This window comes from Pseudomonas sp. GW822-FHT02D10 (assembly GCF_058802345.1).
Window position 1 is genome coordinate 396,462 of sequence record NZ_JBXAOB010000004.1, and the last position, 23,224, is coordinate 419,685.

At 58.0% G+C, this 23,224-nt stretch carries 19 protein-coding genes; all 19 read left to right on the plus strand.

What is annotated here, in order from left to right:
• Positions 1–12 precede the first annotated feature (12 nt).
• The 19 genes from uppS (at position 13) to ispD (ending at position 22,870) form a co-directional block, all read left to right on the plus strand.
• The gene (gene uppS / locus AC1RPZ_RS09690) at positions 13–768 is read left to right on the plus strand and encodes a polyprenyl diphosphate synthase (protein WP_493136822.1); all 756 of its coding nucleotides are present in this window, start codon (positions 13–15) and stop codon (positions 766–768) included.
• A complete protein-coding gene (locus AC1RPZ_RS09695) occupies positions 768–1,574 on the plus strand; it encodes a phosphatidate cytidylyltransferase (RefSeq protein WP_493136823.1) in 807 nt (268 codons plus the stop codon). The genes uppS and AC1RPZ_RS09695 overlap by 1 nt, the downstream gene beginning before the upstream one ends.
• Entirely contained in the window at positions 1,571–2,761 is a 1,191-nt protein-coding gene (gene ispC / locus AC1RPZ_RS09700; protein WP_493136824.1) for a 1-deoxy-D-xylulose-5-phosphate reductoisomerase, read from the plus strand. Before AC1RPZ_RS09695 ends, ispC begins: the two co-directional genes overlap by 4 nt.
• Before the next feature lie 54 nt (positions 2,762–2,815).
• Positions 2,816–4,168 (plus strand): sigma E protease regulator RseP, encoded by a 1,353-nt coding sequence (gene rseP, locus AC1RPZ_RS09705; protein WP_493136825.1) that lies wholly within the window; start codon positions 2,816–2,818, stop codon positions 4,166–4,168.
• Between the two features lie 74 nt (positions 4,169–4,242).
• Entirely contained in the window at positions 4,243–6,633 is a 2,391-nt protein-coding gene (gene bamA, locus AC1RPZ_RS09710) for an outer membrane protein assembly factor BamA (protein ID WP_493136826.1), read from the plus strand.
• A 45-nt stretch (positions 6,634–6,678) separates the two neighbouring features.
• The gene (locus AC1RPZ_RS09715) at positions 6,679–7,182 is read left to right on the plus strand and encodes an OmpH/Skp family outer membrane protein (protein WP_019692093.1); all 504 of its coding nucleotides are present in this window, start codon (positions 6,679–6,681) and stop codon (positions 7,180–7,182) included.
• 3 nt (positions 7,183–7,185) lie between these two features.
• The gene (gene lpxD, locus AC1RPZ_RS09720) at positions 7,186–8,241 is read left to right on the plus strand and encodes a UDP-3-O-(3-hydroxymyristoyl)glucosamine N-acyltransferase (RefSeq protein ID WP_493136827.1); all 1,056 of its coding nucleotides are present in this window, start codon (positions 7,186–7,188) and stop codon (positions 8,239–8,241) included.
• Positions 8,242–8,349: 108 nt separating this feature from the next.
• Positions 8,350–8,790 carry a 3-hydroxyacyl-ACP dehydratase FabZ gene (gene fabZ / locus AC1RPZ_RS09725; protein ID WP_007978374.1) on the plus strand — a complete coding sequence of 147 codons (441 nt, stop codon included), beginning with the start codon at positions 8,350–8,352 and terminating at the stop codon, positions 8,788–8,790.
• Positions 8,787–9,563 carry an acyl-ACP--UDP-N-acetylglucosamine O-acyltransferase gene (gene lpxA / locus AC1RPZ_RS09730; protein ID WP_493136828.1) on the plus strand — a complete coding sequence of 259 codons (777 nt, stop codon included), beginning with the start codon at positions 8,787–8,789 and terminating at the stop codon, positions 9,561–9,563. The genes fabZ and lpxA overlap by 4 nt, the downstream gene beginning before the upstream one ends.
• 2 nt (positions 9,564–9,565) lie before the next feature.
• Positions 9,566–10,696 carry a lipid-A-disaccharide synthase gene (lpxB, locus tag AC1RPZ_RS09735; protein ID WP_493136829.1) on the plus strand — a complete coding sequence of 377 codons (1,131 nt, stop codon included), beginning with the start codon at positions 9,566–9,568 and terminating at the stop codon, positions 10,694–10,696.
• An 11-nt stretch (positions 10,697–10,707) separates the two neighbouring features.
• Positions 10,708–11,334 carry a ribonuclease HII gene (gene rnhB, locus AC1RPZ_RS09740; RefSeq protein ID WP_493136845.1) on the plus strand — a complete coding sequence of 209 codons (627 nt, stop codon included), beginning with the start codon at positions 10,708–10,710 and terminating at the stop codon, positions 11,332–11,334.
• 75 nt (positions 11,335–11,409) lie between these two features.
• Positions 11,410–14,931, plus strand: a complete 3,522-nt coding sequence (gene dnaE, locus AC1RPZ_RS09745; protein ID WP_493136830.1) for a DNA polymerase III subunit alpha — start codon at positions 11,410–11,412, stop codon at positions 14,929–14,931.
• A 154-nt stretch (positions 14,932–15,085) separates the two neighbouring features.
• Complete coding sequence (locus AC1RPZ_RS09750; RefSeq protein ID WP_019692099.1) at positions 15,086–16,033, plus strand: acetyl-CoA carboxylase carboxyltransferase subunit alpha; 948 nt, start codon at positions 15,086–15,088, stop codon at positions 16,031–16,033.
• A 168-nt stretch (positions 16,034–16,201) separates the two neighbouring features.
• The gene (tilS, locus tag AC1RPZ_RS09755) at positions 16,202–17,515 is read left to right on the plus strand and encodes a tRNA lysidine(34) synthetase TilS (RefSeq protein ID WP_493136831.1); all 1,314 of its coding nucleotides are present in this window, start codon (positions 16,202–16,204) and stop codon (positions 17,513–17,515) included.
• Positions 17,516–17,789: 274 nt separating this feature from the next.
• Positions 17,790–19,421 (plus strand): CTP synthase, encoded by a 1,632-nt coding sequence (pyrG, locus tag AC1RPZ_RS09760; RefSeq protein WP_493136832.1) that lies wholly within the window; start codon positions 17,790–17,792, stop codon positions 19,419–19,421.
• 5 nt (positions 19,422–19,426) lie between these two features.
• Positions 19,427–20,272 (plus strand): 3-deoxy-8-phosphooctulonate synthase, encoded by an 846-nt coding sequence (gene kdsA / locus AC1RPZ_RS09765; protein WP_123428480.1) that lies wholly within the window; start codon positions 19,427–19,429, stop codon positions 20,270–20,272.
• Between the two features lie 157 nt (positions 20,273–20,429).
• The gene (gene eno / locus AC1RPZ_RS09770) at positions 20,430–21,719 is read left to right on the plus strand and encodes a phosphopyruvate hydratase (protein WP_123428478.1); all 1,290 of its coding nucleotides are present in this window, start codon (positions 20,430–20,432) and stop codon (positions 21,717–21,719) included.
• A gap of 168 nt (positions 21,720–21,887) precedes the next feature.
• Entirely contained in the window at positions 21,888–22,166 is a 279-nt protein-coding gene (gene ftsB, locus AC1RPZ_RS09775) for a cell division protein FtsB (RefSeq protein WP_019692104.1), read from the plus strand.
• Positions 22,163–22,870 (plus strand): 2-C-methyl-D-erythritol 4-phosphate cytidylyltransferase, encoded by a 708-nt coding sequence (gene ispD, locus AC1RPZ_RS09780; protein WP_493136833.1) that lies wholly within the window; start codon positions 22,163–22,165, stop codon positions 22,868–22,870. Before ftsB ends, ispD begins: the two co-directional genes overlap by 4 nt.
• The last annotated feature ends 354 nt before the right edge of the window (positions 22,871–23,224 follow it).

Below are 23,224 nucleotides of genomic sequence, written 5' to 3' on the forward strand. Positions count from 1 at the left end.
GGTCTCGCTTTCATGGAAAAGACCAAACAGCCAGTGCTGTCCTCGGTGCCGCGCCATGTCGCGATCATCATGGACGGCAATAATCGCTGGGCAAAAAAACGTTTCTTGCCCGGTGTTGCCGGGCACAAGGCTGGCGTCGATGCTGTGCGCGCGGTCATTGAGGTGTGCGCGGAGGCCGGGGTTGAGGTACTGACCCTGTTCGCCTTCTCCAGTGAAAACTGGCAGCGTCCGGCCGATGAAGTCAGCGCCTTGATGGATTTGTTTTTCAAGGCGTTGCGTCGCGAGGCCAAGCGCCTCAACGACAACAACATCACGTTGCGTATTATCGGCGACCGTTCGCGCTTTCATCCTGAGCTTCAGGCAGCCATGCGTGAGGCGGAGGCAATGACCGTCGGCACCAATCGTTTTGTTCTGCAGATCGCGGCCAACTATGGTGGTCAATGGGATATCGCCCAGGCGGCGCAACGTCTGGCACGAGAGGTTCAGGCCGGGCATTTGCGTCCGGATGACATCACTCCAGAGTTGCTGCAGACCTGTCTGGCTACCGGTGATCTGCCATTGCCGGACTTGTGCATTCGTACCGGCGGCGAACATCGCATCAGCAACTTCCTGTTGTGGCAATTGGCGTACTCCGAGCTGTATTTCTCCGACCTGTTCTGGCCGGACTTCAAACACGAAGCCATGCGTAATGCATTGGCCGATTTCGCTTCTCGCCAGCGTCGCTTCGGTAAAACGAGTGAGCAGGTCGAGGCTGGAGCCCGGGTTTAATGCTTAAACAACGAGTCATCACTGCGCTGATCCTGCTACCGATCGCCCTGTGCGGATTTTTTCTGCTCGAGGGTTCCGGTTTTGCGCTGTTTATCGGATCGGTCGTGACCCTCGGTGCCTGGGAGTGGGCGCGTTTGGCGGGTTTCACTGCGCAACCGATTCGCGTCGCTTATGCGGCCGTGGTCGCGGCGATGTTGTTTGTCATGCACGTGCTGCCAGGGCTTTCGCCTTGGGTACTGGGGGCGGCCGTGCTCTGGTGGGCGGCGGCGACTTACCTGGTGCTGACCTATCCCAGGACCAGTGAGCATTGGGCCAGTGCGGCCTGCAAGTTGATGATCGGCCTGCTGATTCTGTTACCGGCCTGGCAAGGCTTGATCCTGATCAAGCAAGAGCCGCTGGGTAACTGGCTGATCATGGCAGTGATGGTGTTGGTCTGGGGAGCAGACATTGGCGCCTACTTTTCCGGTCGGGCATTCGGCAAGCGCAAGCTTGCTCCGCAGGTCAGTCCCGGCAAGAGCTGGGAAGGCGTGTACGGTGGTTTGCTGCTGAGTCTGGTGATCACCGCCATCGTTGGTCTGGTGCGTGACTGGACGACCGGCGAGATGCTGAAAGGGCTGATCGGCGCGGCGATTATCGTGTTTATCTCGGTGGTCGGCGATTTGACCGAAAGTATGTTCAAGCGTCAGTCGGGCATCAAGGACAGCAGTAATCTGCTGCCGGGCCATGGCGGCATTCTGGATCGTATCGACAGTCTCACTGCGGCGATTCCGGTGTTTGCGGTATTGCTGTGGATGGCTGCATCGTGAGCCGCCCACAACAGATCACTGTCCTGGGGGCGACCGGCTCTATTGGTCTGAGCACCCTTGATGTCATCGCTCGTCATCCTGAGCGCTATCAAGTCTTTGCCCTGAGTGGCTTCTCTCGTCTGAGTGAGTTGCTGGCCTTGTGCGTTCGCCATGTGCCGCGTTTTGCGGTGGTGCCAGAGCCCGTGGCTGCCCGGCGTCTGCAAGACGATCTGCGGGCAGCTGGCCTTTCGACGCGCGTGTTGGTGGGGGAGGAGGGCTTGTGTCAGGTCGCCTCCGACGCTGAAGTCGATGCGGTGATGGCGGCGATTGTCGGTGCGGCGGGTTTGCGTCCGACACTGGCGGCAGTCGAGGCAGGCAAGAAGATTTTGCTGGCCAACAAAGAAGCGCTGGTGATGTCCGGCGCTCTGTTCATGCAGGCGGTGCACAAGAGCGGGTCAGTGCTGCTGCCCATCGACAGCGAGCACAACGCAATCTTTCAGTGCATGCCCGCAGATTTTTCCCGCGGGCTCGGCGCTGTAGGCGTTCGACGGATTTTACTGACAGCCTCTGGCGGTCCGTTCCGGCAGACGTCCATGGTTGAGTTGGCACATGTTACGCCAGAGCAGGCGTGCGCCCATCCCAACTGGTCGATGGGGCGCAAGATTTCGGTCGATTCGGCCAGCATGATGAACAAGGGGTTGGAGCTGATCGAGGCCTGTTGGCTGTTTGATGCCAAGCCGTCGCAGGTCGAAGTGGTGATTCATCCGCAAAGCGTGATTCATTCGCTGGTCGACTACGTTGATGGCTCGGTATTGGCGCAGCTGGGCAATCCGGATATGCGGACACCGATCGCCAATGCGCTGGCATGGCCTGAGCGCATTGACTCCGGGGTTGCGCCGCTTGATCTGTTTGCGATCGCGCGTCTGGACTTCCAGGCGCCCGACGAAGCGCGTTTTCCATGCTTGCGTCTGGCGCGTCAGGCGGCCGAGGCCGGGAACAGTGCTCCGGCCATGTTGAACGCTGCGAATGAGGTGGCTGTTGCGGCCTTTCTCAATGGACGTGTCCGTTACCTGGAGATCGCGAGTATCATCGAAGAGGTGTTAAACCTCGAACCTGTGGTTTCGGTCGATGATCTCGATGCGGTTTTCACTGCGGACGCGAAAGCGCGTGTCCTGGCCGAGCGTTGGTTGAGTCGTCACGGGCGATAGGTGTTGCGGCGGGTTTGCCCGCTGCAGCACTGAATAGGATTGCGGAGAAAGTAGATGAGCGCGCTCTATATGATTGTCGGCACCCTGGTGGCTTTGGGCGTGCTGGTCACCTTCCATGAATTTGGCCATTTCTGGGTCGCGCGTCGCTGTGGCGTCAAGGTTCTGCGTTTCTCCGTGGGCTTCGGCTTGCCGTTGCTGCGCTGGCATGATCGGCGCGGTACCGAGTTCGTGATCGCCGCCATCCCTTTGGGTGGTTACGTGAAGATGCTCGATGAGCGTGAAGGTGAAGTGCCGGCCGATCAGCTTGATCAGGCCTTTAACCGCAAATCCGTTCGTCAGCGCATTGCAATCGTTGCTGCCGGGCCTATTGCCAACTTTCTGTTGGCGATGGTGTTCTTCTGGGTGCTGGCGATGCTGGGCACCGAGCAGGTACGCCCTGTTATTGGTGGCGTTGAAATCGGTAGCCTTGCCGCCAGGGCCGGTTTGAGTCCTGGGCAGGAAATCGTCGCCATCGACGGTGAGCCGACTTCGGGCTGGGCGGCAGTGAATCTGCAACTGGTCCGGCGTCTTGGTGAAAGCGGTTCCTTGCAGTTGCTGGTGCGCGAACAGGGCTCTACCGCGGATTCGCCTCGTGAGCTGATCCTGGATCATTGGCTCAAGGGCGCCGATGAGCCGGATCCGATTCGCTCGCTGGGTATTCGTCCTTGGCGTCCGGTATTGCCGCCGGTGTTGGCTGAACTCGACCCCAAAGGGCCGGCGCAGGCTGCTGGCCTGAAGACCGGCGATCGTCTGCTGGCGCTTGATGGCCAGGCGCTGAACGATTGGCAGCAAGTGGTTGATTGGGTCCGTGTACGTCCTGATACCAAAATTGTGCTGCACATCGGGCGCGACGGTGCTCAAATCGACGTCCCCGTCACCTTGGCAACCCGTGGCAAAGAGAAAGTAGCAAGTGGTTATCTGGGGGCCGGGGTGAAGGCTGTCGATTGGCCACCAGCGATGATTCGTGAGGTCAGCTTCGGTCCTGTGGCTGCAATTGGCGAGGGGGCTCGACGCACCTGGACCATGAGTGTGTTGACCCTTGATTCACTAAAGAAAATGTTGTTCGGCGAGCTCTCGGTAAAAAACTTGAGTGGACCGATAACCATTGCTAAAGTGGCGGGCGCTTCTGCCCAGTCGGGTGTCGCTGATTTCCTGAATTTCCTGGCTTATCTGAGTATTAGCCTGGGAGTTCTGAATTTGTTGCCCATTCCTGTACTGGATGGGGGGCATTTGTTGTTTTATCTGATCGAGTGGGCGCGTGGTCGTCCCTTGTCGGATCGGGTGCAAGGTTGGGGGATACAGATCGGTATCAGTTTGGTGGTCGGGGTGATGTTGCTTGCTCTGGTCAACGATCTGGGTCGTCTGTAACGCTTCGCTGAATTGCGAATCTGCCGCATTTTGCGGCAGTTTGTTTATTGCCAGTTGGAATAAGAAAGGACTTCATGAAACGTCTGCTGCTAACTGCGGTTCTCACCGTATTGATGATCGCCGAAGTTCACGCCGAGTCCTTCACTATCTCCGATATTCGCATCAATGGCCTCCAGCGGGTATCCGCGGGGAGCGTCTTTGGTGCCTTGCCGTTGAACGTCGGTGAACAGGCGGATGATCGTCGCCTGGTGGAATCCACTCGTGCGCTGTTCAAAACCGGTTTCTTTCAAGATATCCAGCTGGGCCGCGATGGCAACGTCCTGGTCATCACGGTAGTCGAACGCCCGTCAGTCGCCAGCATCGAGATCGAAGGTAACAAGGCGATCTCCACTGAAGACCTGATGAAAGGCCTCAAGCAATCCGGTCTGGCCGAAGGCGAGATCTTCCAGCGTGCGACGCTTGAAGGCGTACGTAACGAGCTGCAGCGTCAGTACGTCGCTCAAGGCCGCTACTCGGCGACCGTCGATACCGAGGTTGTTCCTCAGCCGCGTAACCGCGTTGGCTTGAAGGTCAATATCAATGAAGGCACTGTCGCCGCGATCCAGCACATCAACGTGGTGGGTAACACGGTTTTCCCCGATGAAGACCTGATCGACCTGTTCGAACTCAAGACCACCAACTGGCTGTCGTTCTTCAAGAACGATGACAAGTACGCTCGTGAAAAGCTCTCCGGTGACCTGGAGCGTCTGCGTTCCTATTATCTGGACCGTGGCTATATCAACATGGATATCGCTTCGACCCAGGTTTCGATTACACCGGACAAAAAACACGTCTATATCACCGTTAACGTCAACGAAGGTCAGAAGTACAACGTTCGTGACGTAAAGCTCAGCGGTGACCTGAAAGTCCCTGAAGACCAGGTCAAGGCGCTGCTGCTGGTGCAAAAAGGTCAGGTGTTCTCGCGCAAGCTGATGACCACCACCTCTGAATTGATTACCCGTCGTCTGGGTAACGAGGGTTACACCTTCGCCAACGTCAACGGTGTACCTACTCCGCATGACGACGATCACACGGTCGATATCACCTTTGTGGTCGATCCGGGCAAGCGCGCTTACGTAAACCGTATCAACTTCCGCGGCAACACCAAGTCGGAAGACGAAGTGCTGCGTCGTGAAATGCGTCAGATGGAAGGTGGCTGGGCTTCGACCTACCTGATCGACCAGTCCAAGACCCGTCTGGAACGTCTGGGCTTCTTCAAGGAAGTCAACGTCGAGACTCCGGCTGTACCGGGTGTCGATGACCAGGTTGATGTGAACTACGCCGTTGAAGAACAAGCTTCCGGATCGATTACCGCCAGCGTTGGTTTTGCTCAGAGCGCTGGTTTGATCCTGGGTGGTTCGATTACCCAGAACAACTTCCTGGGTACTGGTAACAAGGTCAGCATCGGCTTGACCCGTAGCCAATACCAGAGCCGTTACAACTTCGGTTATGTCGACCCGTACTGGACTGCCGATGGTGTGAGCCTGGGTTACAACGTTTTCTATCGCACCACTGACTACAAAAACCTCGACGTCAGCGTATCCAGCTATGCGGTAGACAGCCTGGGTGCAGGCGTCAGCGTCGGTTATCCGATCAGCGAGACTTCGCGTCTGACCTTCGGTCTGACTGCGCAGCAAGACAAGATCAAGACCGGTCAGTACACCGTTGACGAGATTTTCAACTTCGTTAACACGCAAGGCGACCAGTACCTGAACTTCAAGGCTTCGGCCGGTTGGTCCGAGTCGACACTGAACAAAGGTGTGCTGGCAACGCGTGGCCATTCTCAGAGTTTGACACTGGAAGCGACTACTCCAGGTAGCGACTTGTCTTTCTTCAAGCTCGATTACCGTGGTCAGCTGTTCCAGCCATTGAGCGAAAACTACACCATGCGTCTGCACACCGAGCTGGGTTACGGCGATGGTTATGGTTCTACCAACGGGCTGCCGTTCTACGAGAACTATTATGCAGGTGGTTTCAACTCGGTTCGTGGCTTCAAGGACAGTACGCTTGGCCCGCGTAGTACTCCGAGTCGCGGCGTTGGGGTGACCGGGAACCAGGGCACTCTCGCTGACTCGGATACTAGTGCGCTGCCATTTGGTGGTAACGTCCTGATTCAAGGTGGCGTAGAAGTCCTCTTCCCATTGCCTTTCGTCAAGGACCAGCGATCCCTGCGTACTTCTGTGTTCTGGGACGTCGGTAACGTGTTCGATTCCAAGTGCGAGCAGGTCAAGAATACCAATGGCACTCTTTCCCAGACACAGTGCAACGACGTCAGCCTGAGTAATATGGCCAGTTCGGTGGGTGTTGGTGTGACATGGGTTACCGCCCTTGGTCCGTTGAGCTTTGCCTTGGCAATGCCGGTCAAGAAACCGGACAGCAATGCAGAGACCCAGGTGTTCCAATTTTCCCTCGGTCAGACTTTCTAATAGTCTGATCCAGGATAACGACAATGGATTTTGTAGGAGTGCATCGTGCGTAAGTTGACTCAATTGGTTCTCCTGGCAACTGTCCTGGTAGCAACCCCGGCATTTGCCGAAATGAAAATCGCGGTACTGAACTATCAAATGGCTCTGCTGGAGTCTGACGCGGCTAAGAAATACGCCGTGGATGCCGAGAAGAAGTTCGGCCCGCAGCTGACCAAGCTCAAAACCCTGGAAAGCAGTGCCAAAGGCATCCAGGATCGTCTGGTGAGCGGTGGCGACAAAATGGCCCAGGGTGAGCGTGAGCGTCTTGAGCTCGAATTCAAGCAAAAGGCTCGTGACTTCCAGTTCCAGTCCAAAGAGTTGAACGAAGCCAAAGCCGTTGCTGACCGTGAAATGCTGAAGCAGCTCAAGCCGAAACTGGACAGCGCTGTGGAAGAAGTCATCAAGAAAGGTGCTTTTGACCTGGTCTTCGAGCGTGGCGCAGTGATTGATGTCAAGCCTCAGTACGACATCACTCGCCAGGTTATCGAGCGCATGAATCAGCTGAAGTAATCCATGACAGCGACTATAAAGCTCGGCCAATTGGCCGAGTTCCTCGGCGCCGCCCTGCGTGGCGACCCGGAGAAAGATATCACTGGGCTAGCCACCTTGCAGGAGGCTGGCCCAGCTCAGTTGAGCTTTCTGGCAAATCCCCAATACCGTAAATATCTGGCCGACAGCCAGGCCGCAGCCGTGCTGCTGAAGGCCGCTGACGCAGAAGGTTTTGCCGGTGATGCGCTGGTTGTGCCTGATCCGTACTTGGCGTATGCGCGGGTTTCCCATTTGTTTGATCCAAAACCCAAGGCTGCTGCCGGTATTCATCCGACGGCGGTTGTGGCGACGGATGCAGTGGTTGATCCGGCAGCGAGTATCGGTGCGTTTGCCGTGATCGAAAGCGCTGCGCGAATCGCCGCAGGCGTGACGGTCGGGGCGCACTGCTTCATCGGTGCGCGCAGCGAGATCGGTGAGGGCGGCTGGTTGGCCCCGCGTGTGACGCTGTACCACGACGTACGTATTGGCAAGCGCGTGGTCATTCAGTCCGGCGCGGTGCTCGGTGGTGAAGGCTTCGGTTTTGCCAACGAAAAAGGCATCTGGCAGAAAATCGCCCAGGTGGGTGGGGTATTGATCGGTGACGATGTGGAGATTGGCGTGAATACCGCCATCGACCGCGGTGCGTTGGCCGACACCATCATCGGCAATGGCGTGAAGCTCGATAACCAGATTCAGATCGCCCACAACGTGCAAGTCGGTGATCACACCGCAATGGCTGCGTGCGTGGGGATTTCCGGCAGCACCAAAATCGGCAAGCACTGCATGCTGGCGGGCGGTGTAGGGCTGGTCGGGCACATTGATATTTGCGACAACGTATTCCTGACCGGAATGACCATGGTGACTCACTCGATTACCGAGTCGGGTTCCTATTCGTCCGGGACAGCCATGCAACCGGCTGCCGAGTGGCGCAAAAGCGCGGCACGTATCCGTCAGCTCGATGACATCGCGCGACGTCTGCGACAGCTGGAAAAGCGTGTTGGGGGCGTGACCCCTGACAGCAATGCTTCATCAGATGGCTGATACCATTTCCATATCAAGTGTGCACAGCCGTTAGACTGCCTCCTTGATTTGCTAGAGGAGTGTGCGTCAGTCGCACGCTCCCAATCTTTACATAGGCTTCCCCACGAAATGATGGACATCAACGAGATTCGCGAATACCTGCCTCACCGTTACCCGTTCCTGCTGGTGGACCGGGTAGTGGAGCTGGATGTTGAGGGCAAGCGCATTCGCGCCTACAAGAATGTCAGCATCAACGAGCCGTTCTTCAACGGTCACTTCCCGGCGCATCCAATCATGCCGGGTGTGCTGATCATTGAAGCGATGGCCCAGGCTGCCGGGATCCTTGGTTTCAAAATGCTCGACGTGAAGCCCGCCGATGGCACGCTTTACTACTTCGTCGGCTCCGACAAGCTGCGTTTCCGCCAGCCGGTTCTGCCGGGTGATCAGTTGATACTTGAGGCCAAGTTCATCAGCTGCAAGCGTCAGATCTGGAAGTTCGAATGCCAGGCTTCGGTCGATGGCAAGCCAGTCTGCTCTGCTGAAATCATCTGTGCGGAACGCAAACTATGAGTTTGATTGACCCTCGCGCAATCATCGATCCGACGGCCATTCTGGCCGACGACGTCGAGGTCGGCCCTTGGTCGATCGTCGGCGCAGGTGTGGAAATCGGCGAGGGAACAGTGATCGGCCCGCATGTGATTCTCAAGGGGCCGACACGCATCGGTAAGCACAACCGCATTTACCAGTTTTCTTCGGTAGGTGAGGACACGCCCGATTTGAAGTACAAGGGTGAAGAAACCCGTCTGGTGATCGGTGACCACAATGTCATCCGTGAAGGCGTGACGATTCACCGTGGCACCGTGCAGGATCGTTCCGAAACGACCCTGGGTGACCACAACCTGATCATGGCCTATGCCCACATTGGCCATGACAGCGTTATCGGCAATCACTGCATCCTGGTCAACAACACTGCGTTGGCCGGTCACGTGCACGTCGAAGACTGGGCGATTCTGTCCGGTTTTACCCTGGTTCATCAGTATTGCCATATTGGCGCCCACAGCTTTTCCGGCATGGGCACGGCCATTGGCAAGGACGTTCCGGCCTATGTCACGGTGTTCGGTAACCCGGCCGAAGCCCGCAGCATGAACTTCGAAGGCATGCGTCGCCGTGGTTTCAGCGAAGAGGCTATCCACGCATTACGCCGTGCCTACAAAGTGGTTTATCGCCAGGGGTTGACGGTCGAACAAGCGCTTGCCGAGTTGACCGAACCGTCGGAACAGTTCCCGGAAGTCGCGGTATTCCGTGACTCCATTCAGTCTTCGACTCGCGGCATCACCCGTTAATCATGGCCAATCTGCGTATTGCACTGGTGGCGGGCGAAGCCTCCGGCGATATTCTGGGCGCGGGCCTGATGCGCGCACTCAAGGCACAGCATCCTGCGGTTGAGTTCATCGGTGTCGGCGGTCCGCTGATGCAGGCTGAAGGCCTGACCTCTTACTTCCCGATGGAACGTCTGGCGGTCATGGGGCTGGTCGAGGTGCTCGGTCGATTGCGCGAGCTGCTGGCCCGTCGCAAAAAACTGATCGCGACCCTGATAGCCGAAAAACCGGATGTTTTCATCGGCATCGACGCCCCGGATTTCACCCTTAACATCGAACTCAAACTGCGTCAGGCCGGGATCAAGACCGTGCATTACGTCAGTCCGTCGGTCTGGGCGTGGCGTCAAAAGCGCGTGCTGAAGATTCGCGAAGGCTGCGATCTGATGCTCACGCTGTTCCCGTTCGAAGCCAAATTCTACGAAGAGAAGGGCGTGCCGGTACGGTTTGTCGGTCACTCCCTGGCCGATGCGATTCCCCTTGAGGCTGATCGCTCGGCTGCGCGCGCCGAACTGGGACTGCCTGAAGGCCCGTTGGTTGCCCTGATGCCGGGCAGCCGCGGTGGTGAGGTCGGGCGCCTGGGCGCCTTGTTCCTCGATACCGCCGAGCGCTTGCGGGCCATGCGTCCCGGTGTGCGGTTCGTCATGCCGTGTGCCAGCCCCGAGCGCCGTGTACAGCTCGAAGAGCTGTTGGCCAGCCGCGATTTGCCGGTGACCTTGCTCGATGGCCGCTCCCATCAGGCGCTGGCCGCGTGCGACGCGGTGCTGATTGCTTCAGGGACCGCGACGCTGGAAGCGCTGTTGTACAAGCGGCCGATGGTCGTAGCCTACCGTCTGGCGCCGCTGACGTTCTGGATCCTCAAGCGCATGGTGAAAAGCCCTTACATCTCTTTGCCGAATTTGCTGGCTCAGCGTCTGCTGGTGCCCGAGTTGCTGCAAGACGATGCAACCCCCGAGGCCTTGGCGCTGACGCTGTCGCCGTTGATCGATGGCGGTGAAGAGCAAACCGCCGGGTTTGACCAGATTCACCGGACCTTGCGTCGCGATGCCTCGAACCAGGCCGCCGCAGCCGTCCTCAATCTGATCGGCACACCTCAATGAGTAACGTAAAGATGCAAATGGGTCTGGATTTTACCCTCGTTGCAGACGCCGAAGACCTGGTGGCCGGTGTCGATGAAGTCGGCCGCGGCCCGCTCTGCGGCGCGGTAGTGACGGCGGCGGTGATTCTCGATCCGAACCGGCCGATCCTCGGACTCAATGACTCGAAGAAACTCACCGAGGCCCGCCGCGAAAAGCTCTATGACGAAATTTGCGAGAAAGCCCTGAGCTGGTGCATCGCCCGTGCCGAAGTCGAAGAAATCGATGAGCTGAATATTCTGCATGCCACCATGCTGGCCATGCAGCGCGCCGTTGAAGGCCTGCATATCACGCCGAAACTGGCGATGATCGACGGCAATCGTTGCCCGAAACTGGCCATGCCGGCTGAAGCGGTGGTCAAAGGCGATAGCAAGGTCCCCGCCATTGCAGCCGCATCGATTCTGGCGAAAGTCAGCCGTGATCGTGAAATGGCGGCGTTCGAATTGATTTACCCGGGTTACGGCATCGGCGGCCACAAAGGCTACCCGACCCCCGTTCATCTGGAGGCCTTGGCCCGACTGGGGCCGACGCCGATTCACCGGCGCTCGTTCGCTCCGGTGCGCCTTGCTTATGAGGCGCGTGAAGGCCTGACTGAGGTTTAGTCGACAGGCTGATGTTTTGTTCAGGGCCCGGTACAATCCGGGCCTTGTCGTTTAAAAGCTTTCCACAGGATCACTATGCCGGCTTCATTCGTTCACCTACGCCTGCACACTGAATATTCCCTGGTCGACGGTCTGGTGCGGATCAAACCGCTGGTCAAGACCCTGGTCGGCATGAACATGCCGGCCGTGGCGGTCACCGACCAGAACAACATGTGTTCCCTGGTCAAGTTCTACAAAAACGCCATGGGCGCCGGGATCAAGCCGATCTGTGGTGCCGACCTGTGGCTGTCGAACAAGGATCCTGATAACCCGCTGAGCCGGATCAGCTTTCTGGTGATGAACGCCGTCGGCTACCGGAATCTCACTGAGTTGATTTCACGCGGCTTCATCGACGGCCAGCGCAATGGCCAGATCATCATTGAGCGCGAATGGGTGGCCGAGGCCAGCGAAGGCTTGATCATGCTCTCGGCGGCGAAAGAGGGCGAGATTGGTATTGCCTTGCTCAGTGGCAATCCGGATGAAGCCGAAACACTGGCCCGTGAATGGATGGCGGTGTTCCCGGATCGCTTCTATCTGGAAATCCAGCGCACCAATCGTCCAAACGATGAAGAGCAGTTGCACGCTGCCGTGGCCCTGGCTGACAAGATCGGCGCGCCGCTGGTGGCGACCAACGATGTGCGCTTCATCAAGCGTGAAGACTTCGAAGCCCACGAAACCCGCGTTTGCATCGGTGAGGGCCGGGCGCTCGACGATCCGCGCCGTTCGAAAAACTACAGCGATCAGCAGTACCTCAAAAGCGCCGATGAAATGGCCGAGTTGTTCAGCGACTTGCCGGAAGCGCTGGAAAACACCGTCGAGATTGCCAAACGCTGCAATATCGATGTGAAGCTCGGCAAGCACTTCCTGCCGAACTTCCCGATTCCCGATGGCATGACCATCGACGAGTATTTCCGCAAAGTCTCCTTCGATGGTCTGGAAGATCGTTTGAGCGTTCTGCTGCCCAAGGACACGACCGAAGATTACGAAGCCAAGCGTCAGGTCTACGTTGACCGGTTGAATTTCGAGCTGGATATCATCATCCAGATGGGGTTCCCCGGTTACTTCCTGATCGTTATGGACTTTATCCAGTGGGCCAAGAATAACGGCGTACCGGTAGGTCCAGGCCGTGGGTCGGGTGCCGGATCGCTGGTGGCCTATGTGCAGAAGATCACCGACCTCGACCCGTTGGAATATGACCTGCTGTTCGAACGTTTCCTTAACCCGGAACGGGTTTCCATGCCCGACTTCGACGTCGACTTCTGCATGGACGGTCGCGACCGGGTGATCGACTACGTGGCCGAAAAATACGGTCGCAACGCGGTAAGCCAGATCATCACTTTCGGTTCCATGGCCGCCAAGGCGGTGGTCCGTGACGTGGCGCGGGTGCAGGGCAAGTCCTACGGACTGGCGGATCGTCTGTCGAAGATGATCCCCTTTGAAGTCGGCATGACCCTGGAAAAAGCCTACGAGCAGGAAGAAATCCTCCGTGACTTCATCAAGGTCGATGAAGAGGCCGCAGAAATCTGGGAAATGGCCCGCAAGCTTGAGGGCGTTGTGCGTAACGTCGGCAAGCACGCCGGTGGTGTAGTGATCGCGCCGACCAAGCTGACCGACTTTTCGCCGATCTATTGCGACGAAGAAGGTGGCGGCCTGGTAACCCAGTTCGACAAGGACGACGTCGAGGCTGCCGGTCTGGTGAAGTTCGACTTCCTGGGTCTGCGAACCCTGACCATCATTGATTGGGCGCTGAAAACCATCAACCGTGACCGCGCCAAGGTCGATCAGCCGCCGCTGGACATCGCGTTCATCCCGCTGGATGACAAGCCGACGTACCAGTTGCTGCAAAAAGCTGAAACCACCGCGGTGTTCCAGCTCGAGTCGCGCGGTATGAAAGAGCTGATCAAAAAGCTCAAGCCCGACTGCCTGGAAGACTTGATCGCACTCGTGGCCCTGTTCCGTCCGGGCCCGCTGCAATCGGGCATGGTGGATGACTTCATCAACCGTAAGCACGGTCGCGCCGAACTGGCGTACCCGCACTCGGACTACCAGTACGAAGGCCTCAAGCCGGTATTGGCACCCACCTACGGCATCATCCTGTATCAGGAACAGGTGATGCAGATCGCTCAGGTCATGGCCGGTTACACCCTCGGTGGTGCGGACATGCTGCGTCGGGCCATGGGTAAGAAAAAGCCCGAAGAAATGGCCAAGCAGCGCGGCGGTTTCATTGAAGGCTGCGCGACCAACAATATCGATGCCGACCTGGCCGGTAACATTTTCGACCTGGTGGAAAAATTCGCCGGTTACGGCTTCAACAAATCTCACTCTGCCGCCTATGGCCTGGTGTCGTACCAGACCGCCTGGCTGAAAGCCCACTACCCGGCGCCGTTCATGGCGGCGGTACTCTCGGCGGATATGCACAACACCGACAAGGTCGTGACCTTGATCGAAGAAGTGCGGACCATGAAGCTGCGCCTCGACGCACCGGACGTGAACACTTCGGAGTTCAAGTTCACGGTGAACGACGAAGGCCGGATCATTTACGGTCTGGGGGCGATCAAGGGGGTGGGTGAGGGGCCGGTTGAAGCGATTACCGAGGCGCGCCTGGAAGGGCCGTTCAAGGACCTGTTCGATTTCTGCGCCCGGGTCGACCTCAAGCGCATCAACAAACGGACCCTCGACGGGTTGATCCGCAGTGGCGCTCTGGACCGGCTCGGCCCTTATTTCCACGATGAACCGAAAGCCTACCAGGCCAATATCGACCGCAATCGAGCAGTCTTGCTGACGGCCATGGAAGAAGCGATCAAGGCGGCCGAGCAGACTGCACGGACCCACGACAGTGGTCATGCCGACTTGTTTGGCGGCCTGTTTGTCGAAGAAGACGCCGATGTTTACGCCAATCACCGCAAAGCCAAGGAGCTGACGCTCAAGGAACGCCTGAAAGGGGAGAAAGATACCCTGGGCCTGTACCTGACCGGTCACCCGATTGACGAATACGAAGGTGAAATCCGCCGCTTTGCCCGTCAACGCATCATCGATCTGAAACCTGCGCGTGATACTCAGACGGTCGCGGGCATGATCATCGCCTTGCGGGTGATGAAGAACAAAAAGGGCGACAAGATGGGTTTCATCACCCTCGACGACCGCTCGGGACGGATCGAGGCATCGCTGTTTGCCGAGGCGTTCCATTCCGCGCAGTCACTGTTGCAGACTGACGCGATGGTGGTGGTCGAAGGCGAGGTCAGCAATGACGATTTCTCCGGTGGCCTGCGCTTGCGGGTCAAGCGGGTGATGAGCATGGAAGATGCGCGCACGAACCTGGCTGAAAGCCTGCGCTTGAAGGTCCAGACACAGGATTTGAAAGGTGATCAGTTGCGCTGGCTGGGCGAGTTGTTCAAGCGTCACCGCGGCGCGTGTCCGATTACTCTGGAGTACACCAGTCCTGACGCCAAGGCTCTGTTGCAGTTCGGCGAAGGCTGGCGAATCGATCCGGCGGATGCCTTGATTCAAGCCCTGCGTGACCAGTTCGGGCGAGACAACGTCTTCCTCCAATACCGTTGACGGTCAGGTGCCATTCTTTACCATTAAGAGCTACGCCCTGACCTTGACCTGAATTTTTAATCTCGACCTGAACGCGCCTGTCCCTTAAGGTAGGGCGCGAATAGACAACCGGCCGGCCCAAGCTCTCTTGGACGTCGACCCAAGACGGACGCCTATGAACCCGAATTTTCTTGATTTCGAACAGCCGATCGCCGACCTGCAAGCCAAGATCGAAGAGTTGCGCTTGGTCGGTAATGACAATTCGCTGAATATCGGCGATGAAATCTCCCGCCTGCAAGACAAGAGCAGCACGCTCACCGAAGACATCTTCGGCAAGCTGACCAGCTGGCAGATCGCGCGTCTGGCGCGTCACCCGCGTCGCCCATACACCCTGGACTACATCGAACACATCTTCACCGAGTTCGATGAACTGCACGGCGACCGTCACTTCTCCGACGACGCTGCGATTGTCGGCGGTGTAGCCCGTCTGGATGACCAGCCGGTGATGATCATCGGTCACCAGAAAGGCCGTGAAGTGCGCGAGAAGGTTCGCCGCAACTTCGGCATGCCGCGCCCAGAGGGCTACCGCAAAGCCTGCCGTCTGATGGAAATGGCCGAGCGTTTCAAAATGCCGATCCTGACCTTCATCGACACCCCGGGTGCATACCCTGGCATCGACGCTGAAGAGCGCAACCAAAGCGAAGCGATTGCCTGGAACCTGCGCGTCATGGCCCGTCTGAAAACCCCAATCATCGCCACCGTGATCGGTGAAGGTGGTTCCGGTGGTGCACTGGCGATCGGCGTTTGCGATCAGCTGAACATGCTGCAGTACTCGACCTACGCGGTGATCTCGCCGGAAGGTTGTGCCTCGATCCTGTGGAAAACCGCCGAGAAAGCCCCGGATGCCGCTGAAGCCATGGGCATCACCGCCGAGCGCCTGAAAGGCCTGGGTATCGTTGATAAAGTGATCAGCGAACCATTGGGCGGCGCGCACCGTGATCCGGCCGCTGCTGCTGCCTCGATTCGCGCCGAGCTGAGTTCGCAACTGGCGATGCTGAAGAAGTTCGACAACGACGCGCTGCTGGCACGTCGTTACGAGCGTCTGATGAGCTACGGTCTCTGATCTGACGCTGCTTCGGCAAGCGACGGAAAACCACTGTGGGAGCGAGCTTGCTCGCGAAGGCTGTGTAACATTCAATGAATTTATTGACTGTTATATCGCTATCGCGAGCAAGCTCGCTCCCACATTGGTTCTATGTGGAGGCGACAGGCGCCTATGAATCCTTCAAAGATGAATCTGTCTGCCCGGCTCCTGCTGAATCTGGCTCCCTGGCGCACCGCGCCGACCTGGCGTGTCGCCTTCTCCGGTGGTCTCGACTCCACCGTTCTGCTGCACCTGCTTGCGCAACTCGCCAAAAGCCACTCCCTGCCCGAACTCAAAGCTATTCACATTCATCACGGTCTCCAGGCTGCGGCTGATGCGTGGCCGGGACATTGTCAGTCGGTGTGTGACGCGCTGGGTGTGCCATTGCAGGTTATTCGGGTTCAGGTCCTGTCTGGTGCGAGCCTTGAGCGCGCGGCTCGTGAAGCGCGGTATGGCGCCTTTGTCGAGGCCACTCAAGCCAATGAGCTGCTACTGACAGCCCAGCACCGCGACGATCAGGCGGAAACCCTTTTGTTTCGTCTGTTGCGCGGGGCAGGGGTGAGGGGGTTGTCGGCGATCCCGCCGCAGCGTCCGTTGGGGCGTGGTGTTTTGCTGCGGCCGTTGCTTGAGGTGTCGCGGGCCGAACTCGAAGCCTATGCCGTCGAGCATCAGTTGAGCTGGATCGAAGATCCGTCGAACGCGGATCAACAGTTTTCTCGCAATTACCTTCGCCAGCAGATTTTTCCAATGCTCACTCAGCGTTGGCCGCAGGCCGTGGCCACCATCGCCCGCAGTGCCGCGCATTTGAGTGAGGCGCAAGGTTTGCTCGATGACTTGGCCGAGATGGATCTGGCTCACGCCGCAACCGTCAGCGAATTCGATTGGCTGGGCGTGCCGTCTCTGGAAATGGCCGCGCTTGAAAAATTTTCTGTCGCCCGCCAGCGCAATGCCCTCAGCCACTGGTTGGCGCCGTTGACGCGCTTGCCCGACAGTGACCATTGGTCGGGTTGGGAAGATTTGCGCGATGCGGCGATGGATGCGCGGCCGATCTGGCGTCTGGCAGACGGTGAATTGCATCGTGCGAACGGGCGAATCTGGTGGCTGTCCGGCCACTGGCTGAGCCTCCCTGAGCCGGCTCCGCTGTGGCCGGATCCGTCGGTCGCACTGCGGCTGCCCGATAACGGCCAGCTCACCTTCAGTGGGGTCATTCCTGAAGGCGTATTGAGCGTGTGCTACCGGCAGGGCGGTGAAGTCATGCATTTGCCCGGGCGGGGGCATCGGGACCTCAAGCGTTTGCTCAATGAAAGTGGCGTGCCGCTGTTCGCCCGTGGCAGATTGCCGCTGCTCTACTGCAATGAGCAATTGCTCGCGGTGGCAAACCTGCGCGGGCTCGATGGTAGCGCGGGTGGAAACTGCCTTTTGCAGTGGCAGCCAGCGATCAACGATCAAGGTTTGAGCTGAAAGGGGCTTTCCGGTAGACTACGCTCCCTTCTTGATACAACTTCTGTGGATTCAACTGAATTGCAGGAGTTGCCGATTACCAAGCAGTCTTTGCTGGGCGATTCCAAAAAATGTGTAGCGAGCAACGTACCGGTGATTCTTCTTCCGGTCTGTCCCAACGCGGCGGTTTTTTTGAAAGATGCACTGTAATTAATGCAGGTGATCGGGGGCTTCGGCCTTCCTTCGCTTTCCCCGGCGGCTCGGACCGCTTTAACGCAGACTTCTAGGGTTTTTCATGACGCGCTACATATTCGTCACGGGCGGTGTTGTTTCTTCATTGGGGAAAGGCATTGCATCGGCTTCATTGGCGGCCATCCTGGAGGCGCGGGGACTTAAGGTCACCATGCTCAAGCTGGACCCGTACATCAACGTTGACCCGGGCACCATGAGCCCGTTCCAGCACGGCGAAGTGTTCGTCACTCATGACGGCGCCGAGACCGACCTGGACCTGGGCCACTACGAGCGGTTCATCCGCACGACCATGACCCAGAACAACAACTTCACCACCGGTCGTGTCTACGAGCACGTCCTGCGCAAAGAGCGCCGTGGTGACTACCTGGGCGCAACCATCCAGGTGATTCCGCACATCACCGACGAAATCAAGCGCCGCATCATCAAGGGCGCGGGCGATGCCGACGTGGCCATGGTCGAGATCGGTGGCACCGTGGGTGACATCGAGTCCCAGCCGTTCCTCGAAGCCATCCGTCAATTGCGTTTCGAAGTCGGCGCCAAGCGCGCGATGCTGATGCACCTGACGCTGGTGCCGTACATCGCCACTGCCGGCGAAACCAAAACCAAGCCTACTCAGCACTCGGTCAAGGAACTGCGTTCCATCGGCCTGCAGCCTGACGTGCTGGTGTGCCGTTCCGACCACCCGATCGACATTTCTTCGCGTCGCAAGATCGCGCAGTTCACCAACGTTGAAGAGCGTGCGGTCATCGCGCTGGAAGACGCTGACACCATCTACAAGATCCCGGGCATTCTGCACTCCCAGGGCCTGGATGATTTTGTCGTCGAGCGTTTCGGCCTGCAATGCGGCGGTGCCGATCTGTCCGAGTGGGAAGCCGTGGTCGATGCCAAGCTCAACCCGGAACACGAAGTCACCATCGCCATGGTCGGCAAGTACATGGAACTGCTGGACGCCTACAAGTCGCTGATCGAAGCGATGAGTCATGCCGGCATCAGCAACCGTACCAAGGTCAACCTGCGTTACATCGACTCCGAAGACATCGAAAACCAGGGCACCGCGCTGCTGGAAGGCGCTGATGCGATTCTGGTTCCAGGCGGCTTCGGTCTGCGTGGCGTGGAAGGCAAGATCACCGCCGTTCAATACGCTCGCGAAAACAAGGTTCCATACCTGGGTATCTGCCTGGGCATGCAAGTCGCCGTGATCGAGTTCGCTCGTAACGTGCTGGGCTGGACAGACGCCAACTCTACCGAGTTCGATCGCGCCAGCGGTCACCCGGTCGTGGGTCTGATCACCGAGTGGGAAGATGCCACCGGCGCCGTTGAAACCCGTTCCGAATCGTCCGATCTGGGCGGCACCATGCGTCTGGGTGCTCAGGATTGCCTGCTTGAAGCCGGCTCCCTGGTTCACGATTGCTACGCCAAGGACGTGATCGTCGAGCGTCATCGTCATCGCTACGAAGTGAACAACAAGCTGCTGCCACAACTGATCGAAGCCGGTCTGAAAATCTCCGGTCGTTCCGGTGACGGCGCGCTGGTTGAAGTGGTTGAAGCACCGAACCACCCATGGTTCGTCGCTTGCCAGTTCCACCCGGAGTTCACCTCGACTCCGCGTGACGGTCACCCGTTGTTCACTGGCTTCGTCAAAGCAGCTTTGGCTCAACACCAGAAGAAGGCTTGAACCTGATGGCTCAGAAGATCATCCGCGTAGGCAACATCGAAATCGCCAACGACAAACCGATGGTGTTGTTCGGTGGCATGAACGTGCTGGAAAGCCGTGACATGGCGATGCAGGTCTGTGAAGAGTACGTAAAGGTCACCGAGAAACTCGGTATCCCTTACGTGTTCAAGGCCAGCTTCGACAAGGCCAACCGCTCGTCGGTAACTTCCTATCGGGGCCCCGGCCTCGAGGAAGGCATGCGGATTTTCCAGGACATCAAGCAAGCCTTTGGCGTGCCGATCATCACCGATGTCCACGAGCCTGAGCAGGCTGCGGTGGTCGCTGAAGTCTGCGACATCATCCAGTTGCCGGCCTTCCTGTCGCGCCAGACCGATCTGGTCGTCGCGATGGCCAAGACCGGCGCTGTGATCAACATCAAGAAAGCCCAGTTCCTCGCCCCTCAGGAAATGAAACACATCCTGAGTAAATGCGAAGAGGCCGGTAACGATCAGTTGATCCTCTGCGAGCGTGGTTCGAGCTTCGGCTACAACAACCTGGTAGTGGACATGCTCGGCTTCGGCATCATGAAGCAGTTCGAGTACCCGGTATTCTTCGACGTGACCCACGCGCTGCAAATGCCCGGCGGTCGCTCCGACTCTGCCGGCGGACGCCGCGCCCAGGTCACCGACCTGGCCAAGGCGGGCATGAGCCAGTCGCTGGCCGGCCTGTTCCTGGAAGCTCATCCGGATCCGGACAACGCCAAATGCGACGGCCCTTGCGCCTTGCGTCTGGACAAGCTGGAGCCATTCCTGGCTCAGCTCAAGGCTCTGGACGAACTGGTGAAGAGTTTTCCGACGGTAGAAACCGCGTAATCCTCAATTCTCCGGTAAAGTACCGCACGATTTAATGCTCAGGCCCGCGTGCCTGAGCCTTATCGTCCGCAAGTCTGCCCGCTGCTTATCACTTGCCGACGGTAAAAAGATTTCCTACAGCTGCGTCGTTTTCGTCAACTTTGGAGTGTTTACAACAATGGCAAAAATCGTCGACATCAAAGGTCGTGAAGTTCTCGACTCCCGTGGCAATCCCACCGTCGAAGCGGACGTGCTTCTCGATAACGGCATCATCGGCAGCGCCTGCGCGCCGTCCGGTGCTTCCACCGGTTCGCGCGAAGCGCTCGAGCTGCGTGATGGCGACAAGAGCCGTTACCTGGGCAAAGGTGTATTGAAAGCCGTGGCCAACATCAACGGTCCGATTCGCACCGCGCTGTTGGGTAAAGACCCGGTTGACCAGAAAGCCCTCGACCGCATCATGATCGAACTGGACGGTACCGAGAACAAAGGCAGCCTGGGTGCCAACGCAATCCTCGCTGTGTCGCTGGCTGCTGCCAAAGCGGCTGCCCACGACCAGGACCTGCCGCTGTACGCACACATCGCCAACCTGAACGGTACTCCGGGTGTGTACTCGATGCCGGTTCCGATGATGAACATCATCAACGGTGGCGAGCACGCCGATAACAACGTCGACATCCAGGAATTCATGGTTCAGCCGGTTGGCGCCAAGACTTTCTCGGAAGGTCTGCGCATGGGCACCGAGATTTTCCATCACCTCAAAGCGGTGCTGAAGGCTCGTGGCCTGAGCACTGCCGTGGGTGACGAAGGTGGTTTCGCACCGAACCTGGCGTCCAACGAAGATGCACTGAAAGTGATCTCCGAAGCCGTGGCCAATGCTGGCTACAAACTGGGCACCGACGTGACCCTGGCTCTGGACTGCGCGGCCAGCGAATTCTACGAAGACGGCAAGTACAACTTGTCCGGCGAAGGCCAGGTGTTCACTGCCGAAGGTTTTGCCGACTACCTCAAAGGTCTGACCGAGCGTTATCCGATCATCTCCATTGAAGATGGCCTGGACGAATCCGACTGGGCTGGCTGGAAAATCCTCACCGACAAGATCGGCGAAAAAACCCAGCTGGTGGGCGACGACCTGTTCGTGACCAATACCAAGATCCTGAAAGAAGGCATCGACAAGAAGATCGCCAACTCGATCCTGATCAAGTTCAACCAGATCGGCACCCTGACTGAAACTCTGGAAGCGATCCAGATGGCCAAGGCCGCTGGTTACACTGCCGTGATTTCGCACCGCTCTGGCGAAACCGAAGATTCGACCATTGCCGACCTGGCCGTGGGCACTTCGGCTGGCCAGATCAAAACCGGTTCGCTATGCCGTTCCGACCGCGTTTCCAAGTACAACCAACTGCTGCGCATCGAAGAGCAATTGGGCGGCAAAGCCAAGTACAACGGTCGCAGCGAGTTCCGCGGCTAAGTCGGGACAGTAAAAAGACACCGGATTGTGTCGAAAAAATCGCAGCAGCGGGATTTTTGCCACTAATCTGATGCCTTATAAGTACGAGCCTGGTTCTTCCAGGCTTCGTGCTATCAGACGCTTCAAAGTTGGCATGGCTGTCTTTTTTCACTGGATACCTGATATTCGATGCGCAGTCCTTATTGGTTGTTTCTTGTCTTGCTCTTGCTGCTGGCTGGCCTGCAATACCGCCTATGGGTGGGTAATGGCAGTCTGGCGCAAGTGGCCGAGCTGACTCAGCAGATTGCCGATCAGCACGCTGAGAACGAGTCGTTGCTGGAGCGTAATCGGGTCATGGACGCCGAGGTCAGTGAGTTGAAAAAAGGCATGGAGACCGTTGAAGAGCGGGCTCGCCATGAGTTGGGTATGGTCAAGGACGGTGAAACCCTTTACCAGTTGGCTCAATGATGCACACGTTACCGGCCTTCTGGGCCGTGATTCCTGCCGCGGGCATCGGTGCCCGTATGGCCGCGGACCGTCCCAAGCAATATCTGCAACTGGGCGGGCGCACTATTCTCGAACACAGCCTCGGCTGTTTCCTCGATCATCCAGCCTTGAAAGGCCTGGTGGTCAGTCTTGCGATTGATGATCCTTATTGGCCGACTCTGGCCTGTGCTGCCGATCCGCGTATTCAGCGGGTGGACGGTGGCGAAGAGCGCTCGGGTTCGGTGCTTAACGCGTTGCTGCATTTGCACGCGCAAGGCGCTGCCGATAAAGACTGGGTGTTGGTCCACGACGCCGCGCGACCGAACCTGACTCGCGATGATCTCGACAAGTTGCTGTCGGAATTGGCTGACGATCCTGTCGGCGGGTTACTCGCAGTACCGGCGCGTGACACGCTCAAGCGCGCAGACAAGCACGGTCGGGTTCTTGAAACGGTTGATCGCAGTTTGATCTGGCAAGCGTATACGCCGCAGATGTTTCGTCTTGGTGCTTTGCATCGGGCGTTGGCGGACAGTCTGGTGGCTGATGTGATCGTTACCGATGAGGCCTCTGCGATGGAGTGGGCGGGTCAGGCGCCACGCTTGATCGAAGGTCGTGCGGATAATCTCAAGGTTACTCGGCCTGAAGACCTCGAATGGCTACGCCTGCGTTGGGCGAATCGCCGCTGATACCTCTGTAGCACCGCTCAACTGTAGGAGCGGGCTTGCTCGCAAAGGCGGCCCGATAGCCGACCAATCTCGTGCGGGTGTACATCAATCAAAACTGTGGGAGCCGAGCTTGCTCGCGATGGCGGCCTGACAGCCGACCAACCTCCTGCAGATGTACCTCAATCAAACCTGTGGGAGCGAGCCTGCTCGCGATAGCGGCCTGATAGCCGACTAGTCTCTTTCAGGTGTACATATCCATTCCTGCGGTAACGGCGGCTTAGGGTTTCGCCCTTACGGCCAGCCCTTTCAAGGTCTTCGTTTAAAATCCCCCAAAACTCCAGTCAAGGTGACTAAAGCGATGTGGGCAGAGGTTCT